Annotated in this window: 18 protein-coding genes and 3 tRNA genes; 8 read left to right on the plus strand and 13 right to left on the minus strand. The window is 42.9% G+C overall.

What is annotated here, in order from left to right:
• Positions 1–110: 110 nt before the first annotated feature.
• Positions 111–1,577 carry a RecQ family ATP-dependent DNA helicase gene (locus CYLST_RS00765; RefSeq protein ID WP_015205801.1) on the minus strand — a complete coding sequence of 489 codons (1,467 nt, stop codon included), beginning with the start codon at positions 1,575–1,577 and terminating at the stop codon, positions 111–113.
• A gap of 79 nt (positions 1,578–1,656) precedes the next feature.
• Between CYLST_RS00765 and CYLST_RS00770 the strand changes: the two genes are divergently transcribed.
• Positions 1,657–4,167, plus strand: a complete 2,511-nt coding sequence (locus CYLST_RS00770) for a HEAT repeat domain-containing protein (RefSeq protein WP_015205802.1) — start codon at positions 1,657–1,659, stop codon at positions 4,165–4,167.
• Positions 4,168–4,230: 63 nt separating this feature from the next.
• On the opposite strand, the gene CYLST_RS00775 is transcribed toward CYLST_RS00770, so the two are convergent.
• Together CYLST_RS00775 and CYLST_RS00780 are read right to left on the minus strand one after the other, a co-directional pair.
• A complete protein-coding gene (locus CYLST_RS00775) occupies positions 4,231–5,835 on the minus strand; it encodes a 2-isopropylmalate synthase (protein ID WP_015205803.1) in 1,605 nt (534 codons plus the stop codon).
• 91 nt (positions 5,836–5,926) lie between these two features.
• Complete coding sequence (locus CYLST_RS00780; RefSeq protein WP_015205804.1) at positions 5,927–6,448, minus strand: LabA-like NYN domain-containing protein; 522 nt, start codon at positions 6,446–6,448, stop codon at positions 5,927–5,929.
• 734 nt (positions 6,449–7,182) lie between these two features.
• On the opposite strand from CYLST_RS00780, the gene CYLST_RS00795 reads away from it, so the two are divergent.
• Positions 7,183–9,519, plus strand: coding sequence for a serine/threonine-protein kinase (locus CYLST_RS00795; RefSeq protein WP_015205806.1), 2,337 nt, complete (start codon positions 7,183–7,185; stop codon positions 9,517–9,519).
• Between the two features lie 150 nt (positions 9,520–9,669).
• Here CYLST_RS00795 and CYLST_RS00800 read toward each other — a convergent pair whose 3' ends face one another.
• Positions 9,670–9,891 carry a hypothetical protein gene (locus CYLST_RS00800; protein ID WP_157162502.1) on the minus strand — a complete coding sequence of 74 codons (222 nt, stop codon included), beginning with the start codon at positions 9,889–9,891 and terminating at the stop codon, positions 9,670–9,672.
• A 120-nt stretch (positions 9,892–10,011) separates the two neighbouring features.
• Here CYLST_RS00800 and CYLST_RS32105 point away from each other — a divergent pair, with 120 nt between their 5' ends.
• On the plus strand, positions 10,012–12,165 hold the full coding sequence (locus CYLST_RS32105) for a type 1 periplasmic-binding domain-containing protein (RefSeq protein ID WP_015205808.1): 2,154 nt from the start codon (positions 10,012–10,014) through the stop codon (positions 12,163–12,165).
• A gap of 117 nt (positions 12,166–12,282) precedes the next feature.
• Here the strand turns inward: CYLST_RS32105 and CYLST_RS00810 are convergent, their stop codons facing one another.
• From CYLST_RS00810 to CYLST_RS34020, 6 genes are all read right to left on the minus strand, one after another.
• Positions 12,283–12,627, minus strand: a complete 345-nt coding sequence (locus tag CYLST_RS00810; protein ID WP_015205809.1) for a XisI protein — start codon at positions 12,625–12,627, stop codon at positions 12,283–12,285.
• Positions 12,615–13,034, minus strand: a complete 420-nt coding sequence (locus tag CYLST_RS00815; RefSeq protein WP_015205810.1) for a XisH family protein — start codon at positions 13,032–13,034, stop codon at positions 12,615–12,617. Before CYLST_RS00815 ends, CYLST_RS00810 begins: the two co-directional genes overlap by 13 nt.
• 239 nt (positions 13,035–13,273) lie before the next feature.
• Positions 13,274–14,875, minus strand: a complete 1,602-nt coding sequence (locus CYLST_RS00820) for a TROVE domain-containing protein (protein ID WP_015205811.1) — start codon at positions 14,873–14,875, stop codon at positions 13,274–13,276.
• Positions 14,876–14,911: 36 nt separating this feature from the next.
• Positions 14,912–15,036 (minus strand) — tRNA-OTHER (locus CYLST_RS34010).
• Between the two features lie 22 nt (positions 15,037–15,058).
• Positions 15,059–15,196, minus strand: a tRNA-OTHER gene (locus tag CYLST_RS34015).
• Between the two features lie 22 nt (positions 15,197–15,218).
• Positions 15,219–15,359: transfer RNA gene (locus CYLST_RS34020), tRNA-OTHER, on the minus strand.
• 596 nt (positions 15,360–15,955) lie between these two features.
• On the opposite strand from CYLST_RS34020, the gene CYLST_RS00830 reads away from it, so the two are divergent.
• On the plus strand, positions 15,956–16,681 hold the full coding sequence (locus tag CYLST_RS00830; protein WP_041232904.1) for a hypothetical protein: 726 nt from the start codon (positions 15,956–15,958) through the stop codon (positions 16,679–16,681).
• A 94-nt stretch (positions 16,682–16,775) separates the two neighbouring features.
• Here the strand turns inward: CYLST_RS00830 and CYLST_RS00835 are convergent, their stop codons facing one another.
• Positions 16,776–17,912 (minus strand): quinone-dependent dihydroorotate dehydrogenase, encoded by a 1,137-nt coding sequence (locus tag CYLST_RS00835; protein ID WP_015205813.1) that lies wholly within the window; start codon positions 17,910–17,912, stop codon positions 16,776–16,778.
• 90 nt (positions 17,913–18,002) lie between these two features.
• Between CYLST_RS00835 and CYLST_RS00840 the strand changes: the two genes are divergently transcribed.
• From CYLST_RS00840 to CYLST_RS00845, 3 genes are all read left to right on the plus strand, one after another.
• Positions 18,003–20,894 carry a sensor histidine kinase gene (locus CYLST_RS00840; RefSeq protein ID WP_015205814.1) on the plus strand — a complete coding sequence of 964 codons (2,892 nt, stop codon included), beginning with the start codon at positions 18,003–18,005 and terminating at the stop codon, positions 20,892–20,894.
• Between the two features lie 186 nt (positions 20,895–21,080).
• Positions 21,081–21,251 carry a DUF2256 domain-containing protein gene (locus CYLST_RS32930; RefSeq protein WP_015205815.1) on the plus strand — a complete coding sequence of 57 codons (171 nt, stop codon included), beginning with the start codon at positions 21,081–21,083 and terminating at the stop codon, positions 21,249–21,251.
• Positions 21,252–21,271: 20 nt separating this feature from the next.
• Positions 21,272–22,225: an isoaspartyl peptidase/L-asparaginase gene (locus CYLST_RS00845; protein WP_015205816.1), complete on the plus strand. Its 954-nt coding sequence runs from the start codon at positions 21,272–21,274 to the stop codon at positions 22,223–22,225.
• A 271-nt stretch (positions 22,226–22,496) separates the two neighbouring features.
• On the opposite strand, the gene CYLST_RS00850 is transcribed toward CYLST_RS00845, so the two are convergent.
• Positions 22,497–22,919 carry a DUF29 family protein gene (locus CYLST_RS00850; protein ID WP_015205817.1) on the minus strand — a complete coding sequence of 141 codons (423 nt, stop codon included), beginning with the start codon at positions 22,917–22,919 and terminating at the stop codon, positions 22,497–22,499.
• Positions 22,920–22,959: 40 nt separating this feature from the next.
• Complete coding sequence (locus CYLST_RS00855) at positions 22,960–23,289, minus strand: hypothetical protein (RefSeq protein ID WP_157162504.1); 330 nt, start codon at positions 23,287–23,289, stop codon at positions 22,960–22,962.
• A 285-nt stretch (positions 23,290–23,574) separates the two neighbouring features.
• Here CYLST_RS00855 and CYLST_RS00860 point away from each other — a divergent pair, with 285 nt between their 5' ends.
• Positions 23,575–24,255 carry a Uma2 family endonuclease gene (locus CYLST_RS00860; protein ID WP_015205818.1) on the plus strand — a complete coding sequence of 227 codons (681 nt, stop codon included), beginning with the start codon at positions 23,575–23,577 and terminating at the stop codon, positions 24,253–24,255.
• The last annotated feature ends 12 nt before the right edge of the window (positions 24,256–24,267 follow it).

Raw genomic sequence — 24,267 nt, forward strand, 5'->3', positions numbered from 1 at the left:
GATAAAAACAACCTTTTGAATGAAAAACGAGATAAACAATTTGATTCTTCATCCCATTGCTGAAGGTTTCAGCAATTTAAGGGCAAAAAGCCGGAAATTATCGCGTAGTTCTAATTTCGGCAATGATCACAATGTCCACAACGCCAAGGAGAAGAAGAAGAAGAAGAAGGGCGGGGAGACCCTACGAAACCAAAGGCGGTTAACAAATACTGCCAACGACATTGTTTAGTGGTAAGGTACTTATTCATTTGTTGGGCGGCTTGTATTTGCGTTGGTGGCTGAGTTCCCGTTTTTTGGGTAATAGTGTAATGGAAAGGGTCAAGCCACTGGAGTTGTCCACTGCTGTGGAGTAGGGAAAGTGCGATCGCACCATCGGGAAATTGTTTGGTTACAGCGTTGACTTCTCCTTGCTGCGGCAGCTTTTTGATGAGTTGTTGTGCTGTTTGCTGTTGCGATCGCACTTTTTCCGCAAAAAACCGCTGTCTCTGCTTATCCTCCGGATCTAACCATCCCGTCGGTTCACTGATCAACATCAACGCTTCAGACGGTTTACCATCCCTTCCAGCGCGGCCAATTTCTTGCACATATTCAGACAGCAGATTTGGTGAGTGAAAATGAAGCACCCACCGCACATCAGGCTTATTTATCCCCATTCCAAAGGCGCAGGTACACACCACAAAGGGCATTTTACCACTTAGCCAGCCGGCTTCTACAGCGCGGCGTTCTGTTGCACCCAAACCTGCATGATAACTAGCAGTAACATAACCCAACTCTGCTAACCACAGCGCTAAATTCTCGCTATCTCGCCGAGTGCGAACATAAATTAATCCAGCTTGATTTGGTCGATTTTGAATAAACTTTAATAGTTGTTGCTTCCTACCTCTGGGAGTCCAAGCAATGCGGACACTCAAATGCAAATTATCACGGTAGGGATTAAGGCGAAAAGCTTCAGGTTTTTGTAATTGTAAAACTGTAGAAATAATTTTTTGGGCTAAAGGATCAGCCGTAGCAGTAAAAGCAGCAATGCTAATTTTTGTTCCCGGTGGTTTTGATTTTAGCAAAGCCGAACGCACCGCCCCCAAACGCCGATAAGAAGGACGAAATGTATCACCCCACTGCACCAAACAATGTGCTTCATCCAAAATTAAACCGTTAATTTGCAATTGTGGCTCACACAATCTTTCCCAAACTGGCGCACTTAGTAAAGTCTCTGGGGATAAATATAGTAATCTTAATTGTTGCCTTTCCAAAGCTTGCAACGTTGCACGGCGTTGGAATGAAGGTAATTCACTGTGCAAAAGTGCCGCTTTTTGCTGTTTTTGACGTAGTTCTTCAACTTGGTTTTCCATCAGCGCCACTAAGGGCGAAATTACCAAGGTTAAACCTGTTTGTAGCAGTGCCGGAAGTTGAAAACAAATCGACTTTCCCCCACCTGTGGGCATAATAATTAATGCGTCTTTTTGTGCCAATAAACAGCGGATAATTTCTCCCTGTGGTGGACGGAAATCTTCATAACCCCAGATTTTTTTAAAGGCAGTGCGGACTTCATCCCAAGATTTGGTTAAGGGTTGATTCATACATTCATATCAAGCGCAAGCGATCGCAAATCAGTATAATCCCTAACCATAGCAGAGCTATATTGACAGTTAGATTACAATGGGTATAGTTTTTCTGACTGGAGTTGTTTATCGGGTGATTCAATCCGATCCAATGACAAAGCACACCAGGCAAATATTACTTGCTACGCTCAAGGTGGTTGTCTTATGCCTGACACTGTTCCTACTATCGACAAGTAATAGTTGGGCGCAAATCATCACTGACAGCAAAATCGCTCCCCTAATCGAGAAGCTAATAGACAACGATGCTCACATCAGTAGCATTGCCGCCGACGCGTTGGTTAACATCGGTTCACCAGCAGTTCCATCTCTAATTGAGGCTTTGAAAAATCAGGATCATAATCTTCGCTGGCACGCCGCTTCGATTTTAGGGGATTTAGGTGCAGAAGCAGCACCAGCCGTCCCCGCTTTAACTGCGGCATTGCAAGATGAAGATGGACAAGTCCGCCTGTACGCCACCTTAGCCTTGGGAAATATTGGTACAGCAGCGAAAGCAGCAGTTCCATCGTTGATTGCGGCATTGCAGGACAAGGAGCAATACGTCCGCATTTATGTCCCTTCTGCACTCAGGAAAATTGGCGCAGAAGCGAAAGTAGCTGTCCCAGTAATCACTGCTGCATTAAAAGATCAAAACCCCAGGGTACGATACAATGCTGCCTACGCTTTGGGAGCAATGGGTACAGAAGCAGCATCGGCTGTCCCCGATTTAATTACACTGCTGAATGACAACCTGTTTTACGTGCGTTTAGGTGCCCTAAAAGGTTTGGGAGGAATAGCCGCAGGTTTTCAGGACAAAGGAAATGCTCTACACACCTCAAAGTTAAATCAAATCATCTCAGACTTTGAGCAAGTCTTGACAACTATAGAAGAACACAAAGATAAATTCACAGAGACGGACATTAGGCGGATACGTCGCCCTCTTAATGCCTTGAAAGCAGAAAAAGAAACTCGCTTATTCGATAGATTTCTGGAATGGCTGTTTAAGCATAAATTAGTCTTGGGAATTGCCGCCTACGTTATTCTATTGCCTTCTCTGTGGTTAATTCTTTTGCGGGTAGCACCTTTGTGGCTGTTGAAAATTAATAATGCCCTTAAACCCTACACAGATTTTTCCTTGCCATTGGTCAGTGTCAATGTACCTTTGCGATATGTACTGTTTATTGGGTGGTTTCATTACCATCCCAGAGTAATAGATGCGTGGGTAGCTAAATACATCAAATCAGCCCGCGAACAATTTCCTAAAAAGGATACAGTTAGCAGTCGTGCCGATTACATCCCCATTCCTGTTGTTCTCGATGGCACAACAGTTCCCCAACTTTCCCCTGATAATTTGCGCTCAACCTTCGAGAAACAACGTAGCTGCTTGGTAATTTGCGGGGAAGGGGGTATAGGTAAAACCAGTTTAGCGTGTCAGATGGCTGGGTGGGCAGTGGCTGAGGCGGAGGACAACCGACTCTGCAAACACTTGATGCTGCCGGTGCTGTTAGAAGAGGAATTTCGGGTAACTGAAGGTAAATCGCCGCTTTTAGAAGCTATCCGCGGACAGTTGCAAGCTTTAATTGATGAGCCAGAGCCGATTTGCCAAGAATTACTGTTACGGTTGTTAAGAAAGAGACGGATTCTGGTGATTGTAGACCGCTTCTCAGAAATGAATGCCACTACACGAAAGGCAATTGAGCCTGAGTCGCCAGAGTTTCCGGTGAATGCATTGGTGATTACTTCCCGAATTGAGGAAAAGTTGGGGCGCGTTAATAAGACGACAATTAAACCCCTGCGGATTGAGGCTAATAAGCTATCTTCTTTTATGGAAGCTTATTTGATGCAGCGGGGTAAACGCGATCGCTTTACCGATCAGGAATTTTTTGACGCTTGTAACCGCCTTTCCCTGATGGTTGGTCAACATAATATTACTGTCTTGCTGGCTAAACTTTACGCTGAACAGTTAATAGCGAGTCGAGATGTGACAGCGAATGTTGCTGATCTGCCGGAGACTGTCTCCAGTCTGATGTTGGGTTACCTCAATGAACTCAATCGTGATGTTACAGATGATAAACTTGATGACCGCACTGTTCACCAAGATGCAAAAATCATCGCCTGGGAATGCTTGCAGCAAAGTTATCAACCAACAACAGCAAAGCGTGCAGATGCGATCGCTGCATTAGCAGCAATAGGAGTTAACGACCCCGATTCCCGCCTCGATTATCTAGAAAACCGCCTGCACCTAATTCAAACTATCGGTTCTGCTAAAGACCGCATCCGTTTCTGTCTTGACCCTTTAGCTGAGTATCTTGCAGCTTTGTATCTAGTGGATTTGCATGGCAATAATGATGGCAAATGGCGATCGTCTTTCTTCAAAAAGGCAGATGATTTAGTCAAAACAGGCGCACAAGATGCGATCAAAGGCTTTCTTTTGGCAGTGCGAGATTGCTACTTATCTAAGGTTCAAGGCAGCAAAGAAGCAGACTTTATACCTCAGAAGTTGGGTAAGCTGACTGGGTTGGTACCTTCTGTAAATACACCATTTACTACTGTGCAAACTGTAATACCATGATTAGTTAAATTACAGGCTTATCTGCGGGTGGGCTGTTGACCCACCCTAATATTTGAGGTATTTTTACACTTTCTGTGCAGTTACTTCCTCTGGCTGGTCTTGATTTTGTAATGCCGCATATAATCTATTAAGTGCATTTACGTAAGCTTGAGCCGAAGCCACAATAATATCCGTATTTGCCGCATGACCAGAATACACTCTAGATTCGTGCTGTAAGCGGATAGTTACTTCCCCAATGGCATCAATACCCGCTGTTACCGACTGCACAGAAAACTCAATCAATTGGTTAGGCACATTTACCACCCGGTTGATAGCCTTATAAACAGCATCGACTGGCCCTGTACCAATCGCCGCATCGGTTAATTCTTCACCTTCTGGGGTGCGGAGAGTGACTGTAGCGGTTGGTTTGGCGTTGCTACCGCAGGAAACTTGCACCAACTCTACCCGGAACAAAGCGGGGGCTTGTTGGATTTCATCATTGACAATTGCTTCCAAATCCCAATCAGAAATTTCTTTCTTTTTATCCGCTACGTCTTTGAATCTGACGAAGGCTTTATTTAATTCAGTTTCCGACAGTTCAAAGCCTAATTCTTTTAAGCGGGTGCGGAAAGCATTTCTACCGGAATGTTTGCCCAAAACTATTTGATTATCTGACAACCCAATCAATTGGGCATCCATAATTTCATAGGTGAGCTTGTTTTTTAACACCCCATCTTGGTGAATGCCAGACTCATGAGCAAAGGCATTTGCCCCGACGATGGCTTTATTTGGTTGCACTAGCATTCCTGTCAAATTGGAAACTAAGCGCGAAGTTTTGTAAATTTGTTTGGTGTCAATCTTCGAGAGTGGCTCTTGAGAATCTGCTGGGCGTCCCAAGAAGGGATTAAAATATTGCCGTCGGACGTGCAACGCCATGACTAATTCTTCTAAAGCTGCATTTCCTGCCCGTTCACCAATACCATTAATGGTGCATTCTAGTTGCCTAGCGCCGTTTTTCACAGCTTCTAAAAAGTTGGCAACGGCTAAACCTAAATCATTATGACCGTGAACGGAGATGATTGCTTGGTCGATGTTGGGGACATTTTCTGTAATGCCCTTAATTATCGCCCCAAATTCGCTGGGGGTGGTGTAACCCACTGTGTCAGGAATATTAACTGTTGTGGCTCCAGCTGCGATCGCTCTTTCTAACACTTGGTATAAAAATTCTGGGTCGGAGCGTCCAGCATCTTCAGGAGAAAATTCTACATCATCAGTGAAGCTTTTGGCATAAGCCACCATTTCTTCAGCGATGGCCACTACTTCTGGTCTTGTCTTTTTTAGTTTGTATTGGAGATGAATATCAGAAGTAGCAATAAATGTATGAATTCTGCCATGAGCCGCCGGTTTGATTGCTTCTGCTGCCGCTTTTATATCATCGTGCCGCGCTCTTGCCAAACTACAAATTATCGGACCATCTTCTGTGCCGACAATTTGGGCAATCTTGTTAACTGCGGCAAAATCTCCAGGACTAGCAAAGGCAAAACCTGCCTCAATGATATCTACGCCCAGACGCGCCAGTTGCTTGGCGATAACTAGCTTTTCATCTATGTTTAGGGTTGCTCCAGGACACTGTTCTCCATCTCGGAGTGTCGTATCAAAAATGAGAATTTTATCGGGTTTGTTGCTCATTTGTGGCTCAGTTTTTAGTTTTTACTGTCGGCTTAAAATACTTTGACACTTAGTTTTTTACTTTTACCTCTGTGAATAATTGCTAAGGTTACTAAGCTTCCGTTTTTTCTATTTGGTTTCTGATATCGTTCAAGTCTATATATCTATCCGTAGCATTACGTAACTCCCTGGCGATCATTCCTTCTGTGGATACTACTGTAATATGTGTATTTTTTGAGCGTAATAGTTCGATTGCTCTTTCAAAATCGCCATCGCCACTGAATAATACAACTCGGTCGTACTGGTCTACTGTATTAAACATATCTACAACAATTTCAATATCTAAATTCGCTTTTTGTGAGTAGCGACCGGAAACATCATCATAGTATTCTTTGAGAATTTTAGTGCGTACTGTATATCCCAAACTAATTAAAGCGTCTCGGAAACCACGTTGATCTTGCGGGTCTTTTAAGCCGGTGTACCAAAATGCATTGATTAATGTTGTGTCTGACTGCTCGTTTTTGAAGTATTCTAAGACTCTTCGCGGGTCAAAAAACCAGCCATTTTTTTGTTGAGCATAGAACATATTGTTTCCGTCTACAAAAATAGACAGACGATTCATTGGAGAACCCATAGAAATTTACACCTAATAATAGATAAGAATGTTAGATGGAACAATAGATTATAGCAATTCTTAAATCATAAGTTTGCTAATATCTATAAAGTAGATCTGCATGTGTAGCTTTTGTCTTACCTCTTGCAAAGCAGAGAAGCGGCTAAAACATTAGAGTTGAGATGCTGGGCGCTGCACCTTTTTCACCTCCGACACTTTTAACAGACGCCCCGTGATCAAAATCTACCAATAAAATTGACTGAGTAACAGCATTCTGATCTGCATAACAGTCAAGTTTACTCCTAAAGAGGTATGGCATAGGCTTGGAGTAGGATATAGGCTGATGCTCATCAATAGGTTTTGTCATCAACAGTAGGAAAGGTTTTGTGGGGACTCCCAATATTGCACTAGAGGCAGAAAACACCCTTGGGGTAGCTGCTAGTAGATCCTTGGCCGGGTGTGTGCTTGTTGGGGGTTGGGGAAAATCTCACTGTAATAAATTGCTGCCGCTAAAGCTTATATTGCTCAAGTCTGTGCCAAAATCACAGATGAGGGTTCAGTCAGACAATGAGTTAGGCTGTATCTGGATTGGGACTTTCCTGGAGTAACTGTGAAGAAGCAAGTTTGGTGACGATTAAAGGATACTTGACAAATGTATAAGATGTTCATTTAAGTCTGATTTCAACAAAATGTTTACCGTAAAACAGGGTCTGAATAAATAAAAGTGTTGTACCTAAATTAATCAGTAACACGATATGGCAGAAGAACCTACATCTACCTTAACCAAAAAATCAGTCACTGCTGCCAGTAGCACGTCAGGTAAACCGACAAAAGCAACTTCGACGGCATCAGCCCGCCAGTCTCAGAGAATGATCCGCTTAGGTCACCTGCTAACTGGTGCTTCAGCATTGGGTGCAGCACTGCTGAGTGCTTCTGGTTGGGGCTGGGTTCAATTGATGGAAAGTCAGGCGCTGTCCACTTTTTTTCAACTGCGTGGAGCGATGCTGCCTCCAAAAGACATCGTGATTTTGGCAATTGATGATCAGTCTATATCAGTCCCCGAACAGTACTATAAAACAGATCCGCACCAGTACGCCTACCTAGAACCACTGAAATCTTTTCCCTATAAGCGTGCTGCTTACGCCCAGATAATTACCAATTTGATCAAGGCGGGTGCCCGCTCCGTGGCATTAGATGTGGTTTTTGATACGCCAAGCAGTTATGGAGTAGCTGACGATCGCCAATTTCAAGCAGCATTACAAAAATATGGTAGCAAAGTTACTTTAGCCGCACTCTACGAAAGTTCTCAGACACACCAAGGCAACTTTTTGCAACTAACCCAGCCCCAGTCGATGTTTCGCACGGGGTCAGTCTCCATTGGTTCAGTGAATTTTCCCTTGGAGGTGGATGGTAGAATTCACCGATTGGCTAGCGAATTTCCGAAGTTATTAGCCCAAGAAGACATCCTGACCACTAAACTACCCTCTTTTGGGGAAGCAGTCCTAGGGGCAGCGCAAGTTAATTATCCCCAACCAAAAGGCGATCGCATTTATTTTTGGGGGCATGGGGGTACATTTGAGACTATTCCTTTGTGGTATGTACTAGATCCAGACAACTGGAACGGCTATTTGCAGCAAGGAAAAGTGTTCAAAGGCAAGATCGTCTTGATCGGTGCCACGGCCCAGTTAAGCAATGATTTTCATCCTGTGCCTATTTCCCAAAATTGGCTGTATCCTGAGCGCATGCCAGGGGTGGAAATTCACGCCAATGCGATCGCCACTTTGATGCAAGGAAAAGCGATCGCCGCCGCAATTAGTAGTTTACCCCTACGCGGTTTATTTGTGCTGCTACTCGTGGGTGGTTCAGCTTTCATCATTACCAGAAACAAGTATGGCACCCAGAGATTTCTGTTTAGCCTACTTCTGGCGAGCGTTTGGGGAGGAATAAGCTATGGCAGCTTTGTCTATGGTGAGTTAATTTTCCCAACTACAGTGCCAATAATTGCGATCGCCCTCAGCGGACTTTCCTACCTGGGTAGCGAAGTGGCTAAGGAAAAAATCAGCAAACAGCAATTAGTGACGATTTTTCAGAAATATAAATCTTCCCCCGTCGTCCAAGAGATTATCAGCCAACAAGATGATATGCAAGACCTGATCCACCAAAGAGATTTAGTTGTCGCGGGCAAAATACTTGGCGGACGCTACAAAATCGTCAAAGTTCTCGGTGCAGGTGGATTTAGCGAAACCTATATAGCTGAAGATATCCAACGTCCTGGCAACCCGCAATGTGTTGTCAAGCAGCTCAAACCATCTAACACCAAATCAGAAAGTTTAGAACTTGCCAGACGTTTATTTAACTCCGAGGCGAAAACCCAGGAAAAATTGGGAACACACTCCCAAATCCCTCAGCTTTTAGCTTTTTTTGAAGAAAGCCAAGATTTTTATTTAGTTCAAGAGTATATAGTTGGTCATCCTCTAAATAAGGAACTGCTATCAGGCAGAGTTCTGGAGGAAAGTGCAGTTATCGATATTTTAAAAGACTTATTGCAAATATTAGTGTTTGTCCATGAAAACGGCGTAATTCACCGAGATATTAAACCTAGCAATATCATTCGCCGACACTCTGACTGGAAGCTGGTACTAATTGACTTTGGTGCCGTCAAAGAAGTTACCGCCCAACAGTTGGAAAATCAAGAGCAAACCGCCTTCACCATCGGCATTGGGACAAAGGGCTATGCACCCAGCGAGCAATGTTTCGGGCGTCCACAATATAGTAGCGACATCTATGCAATCGGCATGATTGGGATTAGAGCTTTGACTGGTATCGCCACCCATCAATTAGATCGAGATGCTGAGGCAGAGTTGAAATGGATGCATCAAGCAATAGTCAGCCAGTCCTTAGGGGATATTCTCAGTAAAATGGTGCTGGCCGATTTCAAAGAGCGTTATCAGTCTGCATTAGAGGTTCTAGCGGCCCTGGATGAGTTGGCAAGTTCTGATCACACAAAGTCTTGGTCAGAAAAAGGCGAATCAACAAATAATGAATCTTTAGAGGATACTGACTCTCCCACCAAGCCTTGGGTAGGAGTTTAACCCTGGATTTGAATGTGAAAATGCGATCGCCCTTCGCGTAGCGTGAAGATCAGCAAAGGTGGGCAGGGAGTGCGATCGCATTTTACAGCAATTTTCTTTTGGCACAATGGAGGAGGGCAGGCAGGATGCCTATCCCACAAGAGAAGCAGGTTAAAATTTTGCTAGTAATTCATCGATAGCAACTCTCGCTGTTACCGATTTTATAACTTCTGCTTGTTGTAAAGTTTCAAGTAAATGCTGTGCTTCCTCAATTTTTTTCACTGCTTCGATAGCTAGTGGCTGACGGCTTTGTTTAATGTCTTTGAGGATAAATGAGATTCGCTTATCAACAGACAAGCAGAGTTGTACTGGTTCTGATGGCTGTTTAGTCATGATTTGGTGCGTTTGAATCACTACATCTATAGCTTCGCAGACCTCTATTTGAACGCTACCAAACAAGCATTAGGAACTTGGTTAGGATTATTGTTAGGAAGTTGATAAATATTTTTAGGAATGGCATCTATCCACAATTCTCCTGAAGAAAAATTTACAGAAGCTGTTGACGATTGGGATTTAGACAGGTTGTACAAAGACCTCAAATCATCTAAGCAACAGGTAGCACCTCATAAAACAAAGGGACTAACAGCCATTGAAAAGCTGCATTTGAGAGGCTTGCTTTGCGGTAATAGTCCAGTTGAAATGGCTAAAAAGCTTCACAAGCAGCCTAGAGGTCTTGAGGCTGATCTTTCTCAAACCCTTTACCGATATGTTGAAAAACTTACAGATAGACCTACTAAAACGGTAAAGAATTGGAGAGATATCTGTGAGTGGCTGGAAGAAGCTGGATATAAGACTAGTACATCGCACTCAGGCACAAACCCACAACCCCAAAAGTCAAGCCCTGAGAGGGAAATAGCAAGCGATTCTGATTTTGTGGGGCGTGAAGAAGATATTGCACAACTCAATAACCTAGTTAACGAAGGTGCAAAGGTTATCCTGATTAAAGCTGAGGGTGGTATTGGTAAAACCACCCTGGCTCAAAAATGGTTTGAAATTCAAGGTTTAAAATATCTTGAATTGCGTGTAGGAACGACATCTCAAAACCTCAATTCTGTAGAAGATTGGGTAAGATTCCAGCTAAAGAACCATTTTGATGAAAATCCAGAGCATAATTTTATGATGATGCTGGAGCAATTTAAAACTAAGCTACAGGAGAAAAAACCCGGAATTTTAATTGATAACCTAGAACCAGTGCTTAAAAACGGTCAGTTCATAGAAACCCATAAAAATTATGTAGACTTATTAATACTGTTAGCTGATAAAAATCTACAGAGTATTACACTGATAACTACCCGTGAGCAAATTGATGAATCTAAAATATTGCCTTTAACAAGGTTTAAAATTTATGATTTGCAAGAATTAAGTTTAAAAACATGGCAAGAATATTTTAAAAATAAAGAAATAAATATAGATAATGATTCTCTAAATGCAATATGGCGAAATTATGGGGGTAATGCTGCGGCTATGGATCTGCTCACTGCTGATATTTTAAAAGAATCTCAAGGAGATTTAAAAGCATACTGGCAAGATAACAGTGAGGACTTATTAAGACATCGTTCTTTAGAACAACTTGTACAATCTCAGTTTGATAAACTCAGAAATGATAATTTACAGGCTTATAAACTTTTATACAGATTAGGATGTTATCGCTATAATTATATTTCTACAATACCAGAAGAAGGACTTTTGTGCTTACTCTGGGATGAGCCAAGTGAACGAGGTAAGCGCCGAGTTGTCAGGGAACTCAGAGAGAGTGCATTGGTGAAATTTCGCGATAACCAATACTATTTGTATCAAGTGATTTGTCAGGAAGCAATAGACAGGATTAAATTACATGGCGAATGGGAGAAATCTCATGGTGAAGCAGGAATATTTTGGGGAACTTTTTTATCCGGCATATCTGAAAATTACCAATTTCTAATACCAAAAGTTATTTATACTCAAGGTAATAACAGTCAAGAGCAAATGTATCTAAATATAGATAATGCAGAGAAAGCTGCTAATAGTAACCTTAATAAGCTAGAAAATGTTGCCTTGGAAATAGTTTATCATGCTGGAGAGTTTTATCATTCAAATTCTTTTGAAGAACTAATACTCCATCCAAAATTATCAAATAACCCTTTTGCAGAAAGTGTAATTCAAATGATATTTGAATATGTTGAATGTTATGAAATTTTAGGTATATCACTTAACCAATATGGATTAATTACGCACATCCTAGCAGTATGTGATGAACGAGAATGTTATTTTACAGAAAGTTTAAAGGAATTTGAATATTGTCAAAAAAGTTTTGAAATAAGCAAATTGTTTTTTCAAACTGCCTTACTAATCGCTAAGAGAGTTAAACACTATAACTTAGTAAGTAAAGTTAGTCATTCATTAGCAGAATCTCATTATTATCGAGGAATAAGCTTACATCACTTAGGATTATATTTACATCATTCAAAAATAATAAAAGAGCAACAAAGCAAAGTTGCTTTTCAGGAAAGCAGGTCTGAATTGGAAAAATCTTTACAAATTTATAATGAAATTCAAGACAATCAAGAAGCAAAGAAAGTTCAACAAGCAATTCAAAGTTTATTAATTACTATAGAATATTGCAGTTAATTCATACACAGAAATATATAAATATTTATTTGCGTGCGATCGCCTTTTAACCCGCGCAGGCGGGTTTTGCCTGTGTAGCCGCGAATTCTATTCGCCAAGGCTATTATCGACAAAACGCTACCCCACGCCAAAATCTGTAAACTGACGCATATAAGGCGTGTGGAATCCTAACACAATATCTTCTTTTGACACACCCAACGCCATTAAATCAGCAGCAATATCATCTTCCGTGCCATTCCACTGAATCCAAATCTTGCCATTCTTAATATCTAGATGTATCACAGGCCCATAAACCCGCTTTCCCTTATCCCAGCCAACATAAATTAGCTGATAATGGTCATGCACCGGATCAAAAATGGTTTGCATCTCCAATTCCTCATCCTTATTGTGGGATGTTCTGCGTTGAGCATAATCTGTTAATACACGCTGAACATATTCCCGATATTCCTCTAATTTTGCCATTGAACAATCTCCTCTGTTGCTGGATTAAAAATGAGTAGATTGATTTGACTGCGTTGAATTACTGACTTAATAAATGGTGTAGTGAAAAATTCTTCATAGATTGTCACTGGTACAGCTAAATATAAAATGCGCTCAGGTTCATAATCTGTTAAAGCATAGCGATAATTAATAAATTGCCCGATCGCTGTGTGAAAATCTGATATGGTCGAGGGACTTAAAAAACTTTTGACTTCAACCGCAATCTTTTGATTATCTCGATTTGCCACAATCATTTTCTCAGCAGCTAAATCAATAAACATATTGGTGATGCGGTCTACTGCAATGTGTAGCGGGTCATCGGTAATCACCCAGCCATCTTTTTTGAGGGCTGTTTTTACTGCGTCGTGAAATCTATCTTTTGCTGACATATCCCATTTTAGGGAACTTCTTTAAGTATTCTAGCAATGTATGCAGCAGCTAATTCAAAAACAAAAAAAATGGCGGGTACGGGATTTGAACCCGCTAATCCCCAAATATGGTGGAGACGTTAACCGATAACCCTATATTCTTCGGCCCCGAAAGGCAAGTTACGAACAAGGGAAAACCCGCCAGGAAAGATAAAGGATAAACTTTCATTTATCCCTCATCCTACAATCTACAGCCAAACTTATAATTCACCATTTGCTAGCATCTGGATGATGCGCGGCATACCAGGATCAAATCCTCCGAAATCCCAAGACAGCGGATCTTTAGGATCTACCAAGGTAATCTGGTAAGGTGCAAGACTGATATACACCGCCTTAACATTGGGATTTACCTTTTTGCGGTACTCCTTCAGCGCTTGACTAGGATGCTTATTCCCGGCCCAGCTTTCCGAGTCAGTCCAAAAGCAGATTACATCTGCTTTAAACTTTTGCTGAATCATCCAGTCATAAGCTACAGAAGCATCGGTTCCCCCGAAGTTTTGGTTGCTAGCTTTGCGAACCGCAGAACTAAAACTATCTTTCGCAGTAATATCCAAGTCCTTAAACTTAGTAGAAAAGCCGCGAATTGCGTAGTTTTTCTCTGCCTTTGCTGTCACCAGTGCCATTGTGGTGGCAATTTCACAACAAGTCAGTCCCATATCCGCAACCAAACTACCCATAGAACCAGAAATGTCTACAGCGTGCATGAACACTTTACCTGTGGGTTGCACTACTTCAAAAGACATTTCCACCGCTTTTTCCAAAATGTCCACAATGCGGGGAACTGGGTTCCAAGTCTTCTGGCTGCGTCCTAATGCTCCTCCAGATTGATAAGTTTTGAGTGCTTTCAAAACATCAATTGGATGGATGCGTCCTTTACGCAGATGTTCCAAATTGTTGAGAACTGCTTCTACTCGCTGCAAATTAGCAGTTTCATCAGCTCGCAACACCTGCAACTGAGTTAGAGAACCCAAGTTACGCAGCATTGCACCGATTGGCATTTCTTGGAATAGCAAATTCCAAGCTTGCTTGTCCATTTTGCCCACAGGTGCAGCCATTTCATGGGTTAGGCGTCCTTGAGCAATGGCTTCATGGGTTTGGGTAGGGTTGCGCTTGAGCCACTCATACCACCAAATCTGCGCTAATGCATCTGAGGGGATGTCTGCTGGCAAATCTGACCAGCCTTTGACTACCCACTCAAATAATTGACGGTGATTTTCTGTTGGTGGGTTGACGTGGAACAACCGCAAAGCATCTCGGTGAGTGAAGCCTTGACGTTGTTGATATTTCAAGAGTTGATAAGCTAAACCTTTGACATCTTCCCGCGAAAGCCAAGTTTTACCAGCTTCCCGCACGACTTTACCAAAACCCCGCAGAGATTTGGTGTAGTTCAGCCATTCGTAGAAGTGGCTACCTGTGCGGATAACTTGGGGGAAGATTTCACCAAATGCCTTTTTAGCTTCTGGTGCTTCACCCATTGACAGCAGCACCAAAGCAAGGATAGGTGCGCTGTTGTTAATGGCGCGTCCATCGCTAGCATAGAGAATTTCTTCTGCCACACGACCGGGATTTTCCGCCACGGCTTGTTTGACAACTGCCACAAAATCTGCGGTTAATTCCTGTTTACCTGCATAGTATGTGCTTTTTGCTGTGCCTATTAACAAACAACGGCGCAGCATCTGCCAAATACCAGCATCAAACATAAAGCCGCCGGAACGGCCCTGAATCATCTCTGCTTCCCGTCCAGGGATAGGCTGAGTTTGTGGTGTGCTGTTTTTGTTTCGGGTAAAGAAATTGTAGTTCATGGCTTTATCTCCCGGCCCTTGCGGGCAACGTGAAAAGTGGCAGGGCAGGATTTGAATCTGCGACAACCGGCTTAAAAGGCGATAACCCTAATTCGTTGGCCTTTGCAGGCAAGGGGTGAATAAGGATGTTTTCGGTGCTCTACCAACTGAGCTACCTGCCACATGACAATTCAAAATTAAGTTTGGTGTAGTGAGGCAGGAGTTGAACCTGCAAGACTTTCGTCGCCAGATCCCGATAAACCTCAATTTGTCGGCCTTTACAGGCAAGGGTCAATCAAGGTGTTTTATTCTAGTGCGTTTACCAATTTCGCCACCCACTACAAGAAAATTCAAAATTTAGGTTTGGCGCGGAGAGCAGGAGTTGAACCTGCGACCAGTGAATTAAAGATAACCCTCAATTAGTCGGCCTTTTCAGGCAAGTTTGTAAACTAAGGACTATGGGTTTTACCCCTTTCAGTGCTCTACCAAACTGAGCTATCCCCGCAGAACTATTACAATTCAAAATTCAAATTTAGGTTTGGTGTAGCGGAGCAGGAATTTTGCCTGCATCTCCGGGATTGGAATCAAAGGTGTTTAAGTTATATATGGTAACCCTCGATATGTCGGCCCTTGCGGGCAGGGTGGGCGCTCTAGCGTTTGAGCTATCCGCTACTGCTGAAAGCTAACTCCTTGATGGACATCCGCTTGTAATATACAATGTAGTATACATATTACAAACTGTCAAGTGGTTGGCAAGCTAATTTATAGCGGTTCTCTCTTGGATGCAACACGCGGTAGGGAAAATTGCTGTAACCCTACGAATGGTTTATGCACACAAAAGTATTTTGGATATTCAAAAACTTAATTTTGCCTGGCTTTGCCCGGTTGCGTTTCTGGGAACTACCCTTTGGTATTTAGAAAAAAACTTTTGCCCATTTATCTGTACAAGGGCAGATAATTTACAGGGTTTCTATGGCATAACACTTACTCGGATTAGCTTCTGCTAGCCATTTTGCCAAGACTTTGCCAAAAGATACAAAAAAATGTCCAAATTTTTGCCAAGATAATATATTATTTCGCAAAAATTCACTTGGCAAAAAGATGAGTGAAAAACCAATGGAAGATAACGGGAAGGCTTTTCTCGTTCTTCTTTTGCCAATCTCCTTTTTGATTATTTTCCTGATTTCTACATGGAAAATTCTGCTGGCGCTAATTGTGTTGCTAGCTTGTTTCAAACTTTGGCAATTGTATCAATGGGAACGATGGTGTCAGCAAGTTAACCCGATTTTCAATCGATTGATTCAAGAAACCCAGGGCAGAATTACGCCAATGGATTTGGCAATCAAAGGTAATTTTTCTGGGACGCAGGCAAAACGTTACCTGGATAGTAAAGCTACGGAATTTGGTGCTAGTCTTCTGGACTCTGAAGATGGGGGTCAGTCGTATTATTTTATGACTGCTAGTATTCTGGGCGGCATTCTTGATAGTAGTGAGCCGGTGAAAGCACTTGCTGCTCAACCAGTTATCAAAACTGCGCGTTCGCTTTTGGCGCCACCAGAACCAAAGCCACAGCAGGAGGAACCAGAAACTGAGTCGTTACCTGAAGCTAGCCATGAAGTAAAGCGATCGCTTGAAAATCAGTTGGTCTTTGGCTCTCTGATTCAATCTGAACTAGCCAAGCGGCTAAATGTTTATTCCAGCACGGTTTATAAGCGGCGCAATGATCCAGATTTTCCAGCTTGGTCTCGCAGCCGAGATCCTGATGGTATCTCCTGGACATACTCCCAAAAAACTAAGGAGTTTTTCCCTCTGGAACAAGAAGGTTAAATAGGCAATGAGGCAATGAGGCAAGAGGCAAGAGGCAAGAGGCAAGAGTTGTTAACCAATTACCGATTACTGATTACCGATTACCAATTACCCATTACCCATTACCATGCAAACCTACGGCTTCGCTGATGGAGGTTAAGCCGTTTTCTTCTAGCTTGGCAAGCAAACCTGCGAGAATTCGGCTTACCATTAGTGGCCCTTCGTAAATCCAGCCTGTATAAACTTGGATGAGGCTGGCACCAGCAGTAATTTTTTCCCAGGCATCTTCAGGATTAAAAATGCCACCTACGCCAATAATCGGCATTTGTCCTTGAGTTTGCTGCCAAATAAACCGGATTACTTCGGTGGAGCGATCGCGTAATGGCGCACCGCTAATTCCCCCAGCTTCATCTTCAGGTGATTTACCAGTTTGCTCAATTACCTGGGTTTTGAGTTGATCACGGCGGATGGTGGTGTTTGTGGCGATGATCCCCGCTAGTTTGTAGGTTTTAGCGAGAGTAATAATATCGGCGATCGCCACCCATTCCAAATCTGGCGCTATCTTGACAAATATTGGCTTTTGTGAATTGTTTGCCTGTTGCAATAAATCTAAGATGGCACCGAGCATGGCAGCATCTTGGAGCGATCGCAATCCCGGCGTATTCGGCGAAGAGACATTGACAACAAAATAGTCGCCCAAATCCTGGAGCAAGCGAAAACTATTGAGATAATCCTGTGCGGCTGCATCTAGCGGTGTTATCTTAGATTTACCCAAATTTATACCTATAGGTATTGACTGGGTGAAATCTTGTTGTTGCTGTGTCAACCTTGCTGCCATTGCGGCTGCACCGCTATTATTAAACCCCATCCGGTTGAGGGCGGCTTTGTCCAATGGCAAGCGAAACAAACGCGGAGGGGGGTTTCCTGGCTGTGCAAGGTATGTGACGGTACCCAGTTCTGCAAAGCCAAATCCTAGGCTTGACCATACGCGTGCCGCAACTCCATCTTTATCAAAACCAGCTGCCAAGCCTACGGGATTGGGGAAAGTTAGCCCAAACAGAGTTTGTTCTAGACTTGTATCATGTAGGCATAAAGACCGCTGTAGGCGGTTGTTTAACCAGCTACTAAGGGGGTGATTTCTAGTTTGCGATAACCAGCTAAAACTGCGAATCGTCTGCTGGTGTAACCACTCTGGATCTGTTTTTGCCAGATTGAACAAAAGTGGACGAATTGCAACTTGATAAATATCCAAATCAGGTTAACATCTACCAACTATTAACAAGCACCGGAGCCAAGATTAGTTAGGGTGCTTTTCTGGGCATCTTATATATTACTACAAGCTATGTTAACCAATGATCAGATGGGGCAGCCACATAAACCTATAGCCGCCGAACAACCACTCCTCTCTTTGGGGCGTGTTCTCCAGAGCCTCAAAGAAGAGGATAATGTTGAAGTTCTGATTGAAATCACTATTGCTTATTTAATAGAGCAGTGTAACTACCAACTGATTTGGATTGCTCTTTACGATCGCCTAAATCACGAATTGCTTGGCAAAGGGGGCAGCACCCCAGATGGTGACACGAGTTTTTTACAACAATCTATGGCGCTCAATCCTGGGGATTTATTAGAGCAAGTGGTGATTGAGCAGTGTCCCTTGGGTGTAGCTGATTTGCGCCGAGAAACCCGCGCCGGCTTATGGCTTGAAGTCGCCATCAAATTCCAGATTCAGGGAACGGTGATTTTGCCAATTCGCTATCGAGACTACTGTCTCGGTGTGGTGTTGCTCGGTTCGCAGCGCTGGGGCTACCTTTTATCGGCGGAAATAAAAGCACGGTTGCAGATGGTTTTAGGTGAACTGGGGACAGTGCTTTATCACAATGAAATGGACTCGCAGCAAAAGCAAGCCAAGCGTTCTGATGAACCGTTATTGCGATTGCTGGAAAATTTACGCCCCCTGAGTAATCTCGATCAAAGACTAAAAGCAGTAATCGAGGTAACCCATCAATTTATCGGCCCTAGTCGGACAAGTGTTTACTGGTTTGAGCCGCAAGGGCACTACTTTTGGTGTCGAATGAGCAATCAGCTAGTCAACATGGGCCGCAATTCTAGCTCCCAGAAAACAGCCGCAGGGATGACAGTACAGGATTTGAACGACTTTTATTATGCTTTGGCAGTCAATCAAATTGTCTGTATTGGTGAGGCCCGCAGTTCCTTGAAAAGCCATTTTACGGGAAAACTGTTAAAACGGTTGCAGGTGCGATCGCTCCTAGCGGCTCCGATTCTCTGGCAAAAAGACCTGTTAGGTTTTCTCGCGGTGGAAGGACATGAACCTCGGATTTGGACGGATACAGACAAAAATTTCGTCCAAGGTGCGGCTGGGTTAATCTCCTTAATTGCTCCCACCGACAACATGGAAAGCACGATCAAAAAAATTCAACAAGATACCCAACTCACTAACCAAGTTGCTCAAGCTATTTATAATGAGCATGATCTGCACGAAACATTACACATTTGTGCTAAGAGAGTTTTAGAGCGACTAACTGCCACCCGCTTTGTAGTATTGCAGCTTGATCCTGACCACAATAATTATCAAGTTCTTTACCAGAGTTCACACCCTAATCGCCGACCTTGGACATTTGCCCTGAATGACCTCTCAGAAATAGATCGGCGGCTTTTGCAGAGAGCAACTCAAGCGATAGAGATTGAGAATTTCGACGAAGACTTGCGGTTTTCGCTCTGGCATCCTCCATTATTAGAAAGTGGTGTGCGATCGCTCTTGGTTTGCAACTGCGTTCAAGGTCATACACCAGAAGCCGTTTTAATCATCACTCACGAACACCATCGCGCTTGGACAACTCTGGAAAAAGAATTCCTGTGGGTTGTCAGTCAACAAATTGGTGTAATTGTCCGTCAGTGGCAACTACGCACTAGTAGCAAGCAGCAGCAAAAAATTTCCCAGATATTTGCACAATGCCTAGGCATCCTCGCACAAGCTCAAAGCAGCATCACCAAGGCAGAAGAACAAAATCTAGAACGCGCCGCACTTGAGAAAATAGCCTCTATTCTCGACTGTCCCCTGGCTGTGCTACTATCCTGGTCGCCTGGTGAAAGTTGGGCAGAAATTATCCTTGGTGTTAGAGCCAATAGTTGGTTTGGCGTTGTTGCAGATGTACCTGTATCAATCCAGAGTGAAGCGCTGATCGAATGGGCATTGGGCCATGAAGGTTATCTCAGTCTCAAGGCGGATGATTTACCACCGGAAACCAGGAAATGGTTGAATGTCCCTGATAACAGTCAAGTTTTGGTGATGGCGTTACGTCCTCCTGCTGATTATGAACCCACAGGTATAGTGTTATTGGCAGACTATCGAGAACGTAGCTGGTCAGAACCAAGCCTCAGCGCCACAGTAACTTTAGTAACTCAATTAGCCTGGTGGCGCCGTCAACTGAAAATTAACCAACATCTAGAATCCACAACTGAGGAATTACGTCAACTCAATTGGTACAAAAATCGCCGTTTAGAAGAAATTCAAAGAATGGCGACGCTGTTAGTTGGTCAAATTCAGGATTTGGGTATTCCTGCTAATGAACTGACTCAGACGCGCTATCGGCTACTGCTGCGGCAGTTAGACCAGACAACCGCCTCGATGAATGGCATGATCAAGTTAGAGCAATGGCAGTTGCATATCAGCTGGGAAACTATGCCAATTGCCACTTTGTTGAAGCGATCGCTCGAACGAGTGGAAAATGTACTCAAACAACAAAAGTTGTGGGTGGGTGTGCATGGTTTAGGACAACCGATTGAGGAGCGGGAACAGCCCAAAATCAATTCATTCCTTAGAGGCGCTATCAGTCCAGGTAATCAATTCGCAATGGTGATCGCCGGCGACATTGTGAAAATTGAATTAGTTCTTCATGAATTATTGGTCGCAGCCTGTCACCGTTCTCAAGATGGCAGCAGAATCGATATCTGGTGTCGCCGTTTAGATGAGCGGTTGCTAGAACTGTCAATCACAGACAATGGCGCCATTGAATCACAGCTACTGTCAAATCTATATAACAATACACCCAAGGATCTCCTCGCTCCCTCCAACCTCGACCAACCACCAGGTTTACATCTGTTGATCTGCCAACAGATGATGCAGCAGTTGGGAGGAGAATTGCATTTATATCAACTACCAGATGAGCGGGTAGTCAGTCGCTTACTGTTACCCTTAGCGCCGCAAAACTTTTAGTACTGCATTAGCCAAGTTAAGCGCTTTCATCATGCCAAAATCCCCCAAGGTGATCACTTAGAAATCATACTTTGGGAGGATTGACATAAATTTATGCGCCAAAAATCTCCCTCCTTAGTAGTAAACTAATTATGTTTATTTTCCATTGGTCTGAGAAAGATTGAATCAAATCGGCACAGTTTTGATATGGGACGTAATCGTGCTAAATCTGATCTGCCTGAAAAAATTTGTCCGGTATGTCAACGTCCCTTCACTTGGCGAAAAAAATGGGAAGATTGCTGGGACGAAGTGAAATATTGCTCAGAACGTTGCCGCCGTCGCCGTTCTGAGGCTAAAAATGAACCGAATCAAAGTTAAAACTACACAAACGCAAATAAATGCAGTTACAAGTACAACCTAAATTAATTATTCATGGCGGGGCTGGTAGTTCTCTCCAAGGTAAGGGAGGCTTGGAAGCAGTGCGCCGTGCGCTCCATACAGTTGTAGAAGAAGTGTATTCTCTCCTAGTGACAGGCGCAACCGCAACAGATGCAGTTGTGCGGGGTTGTCAAATGTTGGAAGATGACCCCCGTTTTAATGCTGGTACTGGTTCAGTACTGCAATCTGATGGTCAAATCCGCATGAGTTCTTCTCTGATGGATGGTACATTAGGGCGTTTTAGTGGCGTAATTAATATTTCGCGGGTGAAAAATCCGATTGAGTTGGCGCTATTTTTACAAAACTCTCCAGACCGAGTACTGTCTGATTACGGTTCCGCTGAGTTGGCGCGGGAGTTGCAAGTTCCTAGCTACAACGGTTTAACTGATTTACGGTTGCATGAGTGGATACAAGAACGCCAGGATAATTTTAAACGCACGATGGCCGGGGTAGTCGCAGAACCTGAATTAGTGGAAAGTAGTAATGCTGGGCGAGGTACTATCGGCGTAGTGGCTTTAGATACCTTCGGCAGGCTGGCTGCTGGCACATCCACAGGTGGTAAGGGCTTTGAGCGCATTGGACGCGTCAGTGATTCTGCTATGCCTGCGGGTAATTATGCTACTGGTTATGCTGCTGTTAGCTGTACGGGGATTGGAGAAGATATTATTGATGAGTGTTTAGCCGCAAAGATTGTCGTGCGTGTCACTGATGGGATGTCTCTCAAGGATGCTATGGGGCGTTCTTTTACTGAAGCGCACAAGAATCAACGAGACTTGGGTGCGATCGCACTTGATGCCACTGGGGCGATATCATGGGGTAAAACCAGCGAAATCATCCTCGCGGCGTACCACGATGGCGAAACCATTGGCGATACTCTGGAATGGAATAATGGCGAGTTGATTGGTTATTGTTAAGAGGATGTTTGTAAAGTATCAAGTCGTATCGAGATCCCCCCTAGCCCCCCTTAAAAAGGGGGGAATTGGAGTCAAAGTCCCCCTTTTTAAGGGGAGCCAGCGCGGTCTTGGGGGTCTCCCCCATGAGCGACTGGCGTGGATTTAGGGGGATCTCAATATTTTTGATACATCACCAAAGACTTTTAAAACATCCTCTAAGGTGGTTTTTTTAACGCACCAGATAGCTGAGGGAAGCGCAAAGTAACGCCGAGGGTTTTTGCGGTTTTATTGGTTATTTTTGAATCAATTCCAGCGCCTGATCTAAAATTTCTTGTTCGTTAACCATTGCTGCTATTTCTTCGGTTTCATATCGTCCTTCATAAGCTTCTAGCGCCGCTCTTTTTAGTGATACTTGATATCCTTGTTGTAGAATTTCCATGATTTCTGCGGGATTCAAGTAAACACCACCAGATTTGCGGCGCTTATTAATTTTATTGATTTCCCGCACTGCATTTTCTATAGAAATTTCCCAAGAGCGAGTAGAACGGTTTTCGGCTTTCTGTTTTATTAAATGAATGAGTAAAATCACGCCATAACTATCAATTTTATTGATTTTGTCGCTCAGGCTCATTTCTTCTAATTCATCTACTAAGAGTAAAGCTTCATGAATTTTGCCTTGTTCGAGAAGTTGTCTAAGTTCTAGCAGTTCTTCCATATTAGTTGTTGAAATTGTTAATAATAATTTTTACTTAGTTTCATAATTTAAATTCATCACTAGTCGATAATATAATTTGCTCGGAAATTAATTGCATCAAAGGAAGTTCCTTAGATAATACATGATCGTCTATAAAAGGAGTGTATTTATTTTTCTTTCCAGTTTCTTTACTCATACCTTCTTTACTATGAAGTATAGCATTTCTAGTAGAATAGATTCTTTTGGCTAAAGTAGTATAAATATTTTGTTCATCTTGATTATTAAAGTTTACAGTTTCACCTCCTGAAAAAGAGACTTTTGTTGAAATATAATAATTTAGCAATTGAGAGTCAGCCTGATTAATCTCAGCTACTAAATCTCGTATTACCACATATTTTTTTAAACACAAAAACTAGGCGCTTGTATAATTTCATTATTGCTTCATTTGCTCTTGCTTAGAGCAGATTTCATATATTGAGTCCACAATCTGAGTTAATGGCTTTCTTCCTTTGCTCCTTTGCGTCTTTGCGCGAAACTTTCATCAAGATGTAGTTCATTTACCTGCAAATGGCTGTCAATATGATTTCGGCGAGTTTATATTTAATCTTCGGCTGAACCTAGACCACCGAAGAATTACAGCAGGGTTAAAATAAAAAATATCTGATACTATGCAGCTATGACTCTTACCAAAGAATTGGACTCTCCCAAAGACATCTCACAAGAGATTATCTTTCCCTCAAGTGATTTATATAGTGATGAGCCTCCCTTGGAAACAGAACTGCATCTGCGACAAATAATCCTACTTTTCAAATGCCTGGAATGGTTGTGGAGAGATAGAAATGATTTCTACGCTGCTGGAAATCTGACTATCTACTATAGTCCTCACCAACGCAAATCAGAAGACTTCCGGGGGCCGGATTTTTTTGTGGTGCTGGACACTGAACGCAAAACCCGCAAAAGTTGGGTAGTTTGGGAAGAGGATGGCAAATATCCTCATGTAATTGTGGAAATTCTGTCGCCAAAAACCGCTGCGACTGACAAAGATTTAAAGAAAAAAATTTATCAAGATACTTTTCGCACTCCTGATTATTTTTGGTTTGACCCCTATACATTAGAATTTGCTGGATTTCACTTAGTTGATGGTGCATATCAACCTCTCGCAGCTAATGAACAAGGACATTTGTGGAGTCAGCAACTAGGTTTATATTTGGGAATTCATCAGGGACTTTTGCGATTTTTTACATCTGTTGGTCAGCTAGTCCCTACGCCAGAAGAAGTGGCTGAACAGGAAACTCAAAGAGCAGAACGATTGGCGGCTAAACTTCGAGAATTAAATATTGATCCAGATACTATTTAAGATTGATTGTGT

It is taken from the genome of Cylindrospermum stagnale PCC 7417 (assembly GCF_000317535.1).
GTDB lineage: Bacteria > Cyanobacteriota > Cyanobacteriia > Cyanobacteriales > Nostocaceae > Cylindrospermum > Cylindrospermum stagnale.

Excerpts from the sequence above, each read along its gene's own strand:
- CYLST_RS00810 (WP_015205809.1), bottom strand. The coding sequence starts at position 12,627 with ATGGCAAAATTAGAGGAATATCGGGAATATGTTCAGCGTGTATTAACA.
- CYLST_RS00845 (WP_015205816.1), top strand. The coding sequence starts at position 21,272 with ATGCAGTTACAAGTACAACCTAAATTAATTATTCATGGCGGGGCTGGT.
- CYLST_RS00840 (WP_015205814.1), top strand. The coding sequence starts at position 18,003 with ATGTTAACCAATGATCAGATGGGGCAGCCACATAAACCTATAGCCGCC.
- CYLST_RS00820 (WP_015205811.1), bottom strand. The coding sequence starts at position 14,875 with ATGAACTACAATTTCTTTACCCGAAACAAAAACAGCACACCACAAACT.
- CYLST_RS00765 (WP_015205801.1), bottom strand. The coding sequence starts at position 1,577 with ATGAATCAACCCTTAACCAAATCTTGGGATGAAGTCCGCACTGCCTTT.
- CYLST_RS00800 (WP_157162502.1), bottom strand. The coding sequence starts at position 9,891 with ATGACTAAACAGCCATCAGAACCAGTACAACTCTGCTTGTCTGTTGAT.
- CYLST_RS00860 (WP_015205818.1), top strand. The coding sequence starts at position 23,575 with ATGACTCTTACCAAAGAATTGGACTCTCCCAAAGACATCTCACAAGAG.
- CYLST_RS00795 (WP_015205806.1), top strand. The coding sequence starts at position 7,183 with ATGGCAGAAGAACCTACATCTACCTTAACCAAAAAATCAGTCACTGCT.
- CYLST_RS00770 (WP_015205802.1), top strand. The coding sequence starts at position 1,657 with ATGGGTATAGTTTTTCTGACTGGAGTTGTTTATCGGGTGATTCAATCC.
- CYLST_RS00815 (WP_015205810.1), bottom strand. The coding sequence starts at position 13,034 with ATGTCAGCAAAAGATAGATTTCACGACGCAGTAAAAACAGCCCTCAAA.
- CYLST_RS00780 (WP_015205804.1), bottom strand. The coding sequence starts at position 6,448 with ATGGGTTCTCCAATGAATCGTCTGTCTATTTTTGTAGACGGAAACAAT.
- CYLST_RS32105 (WP_015205808.1), top strand. The coding sequence starts at position 10,012 with ATGGCATCTATCCACAATTCTCCTGAAGAAAAATTTACAGAAGCTGTT.
- CYLST_RS32930 (WP_015205815.1), top strand. The coding sequence starts at position 21,081 with ATGGGACGTAATCGTGCTAAATCTGATCTGCCTGAAAAAATTTGTCCG.
- CYLST_RS00830 (WP_041232904.1), top strand. The coding sequence starts at position 15,956 with ATGAGTGAAAAACCAATGGAAGATAACGGGAAGGCTTTTCTCGTTCTT.
- CYLST_RS00850 (WP_015205817.1), bottom strand. The coding sequence starts at position 22,919 with ATGGAAGAACTGCTAGAACTTAGACAACTTCTCGAACAAGGCAAAATT.
- CYLST_RS00775 (WP_015205803.1), bottom strand. The coding sequence starts at position 5,835 with ATGAGCAACAAACCCGATAAAATTCTCATTTTTGATACGACACTCCGA.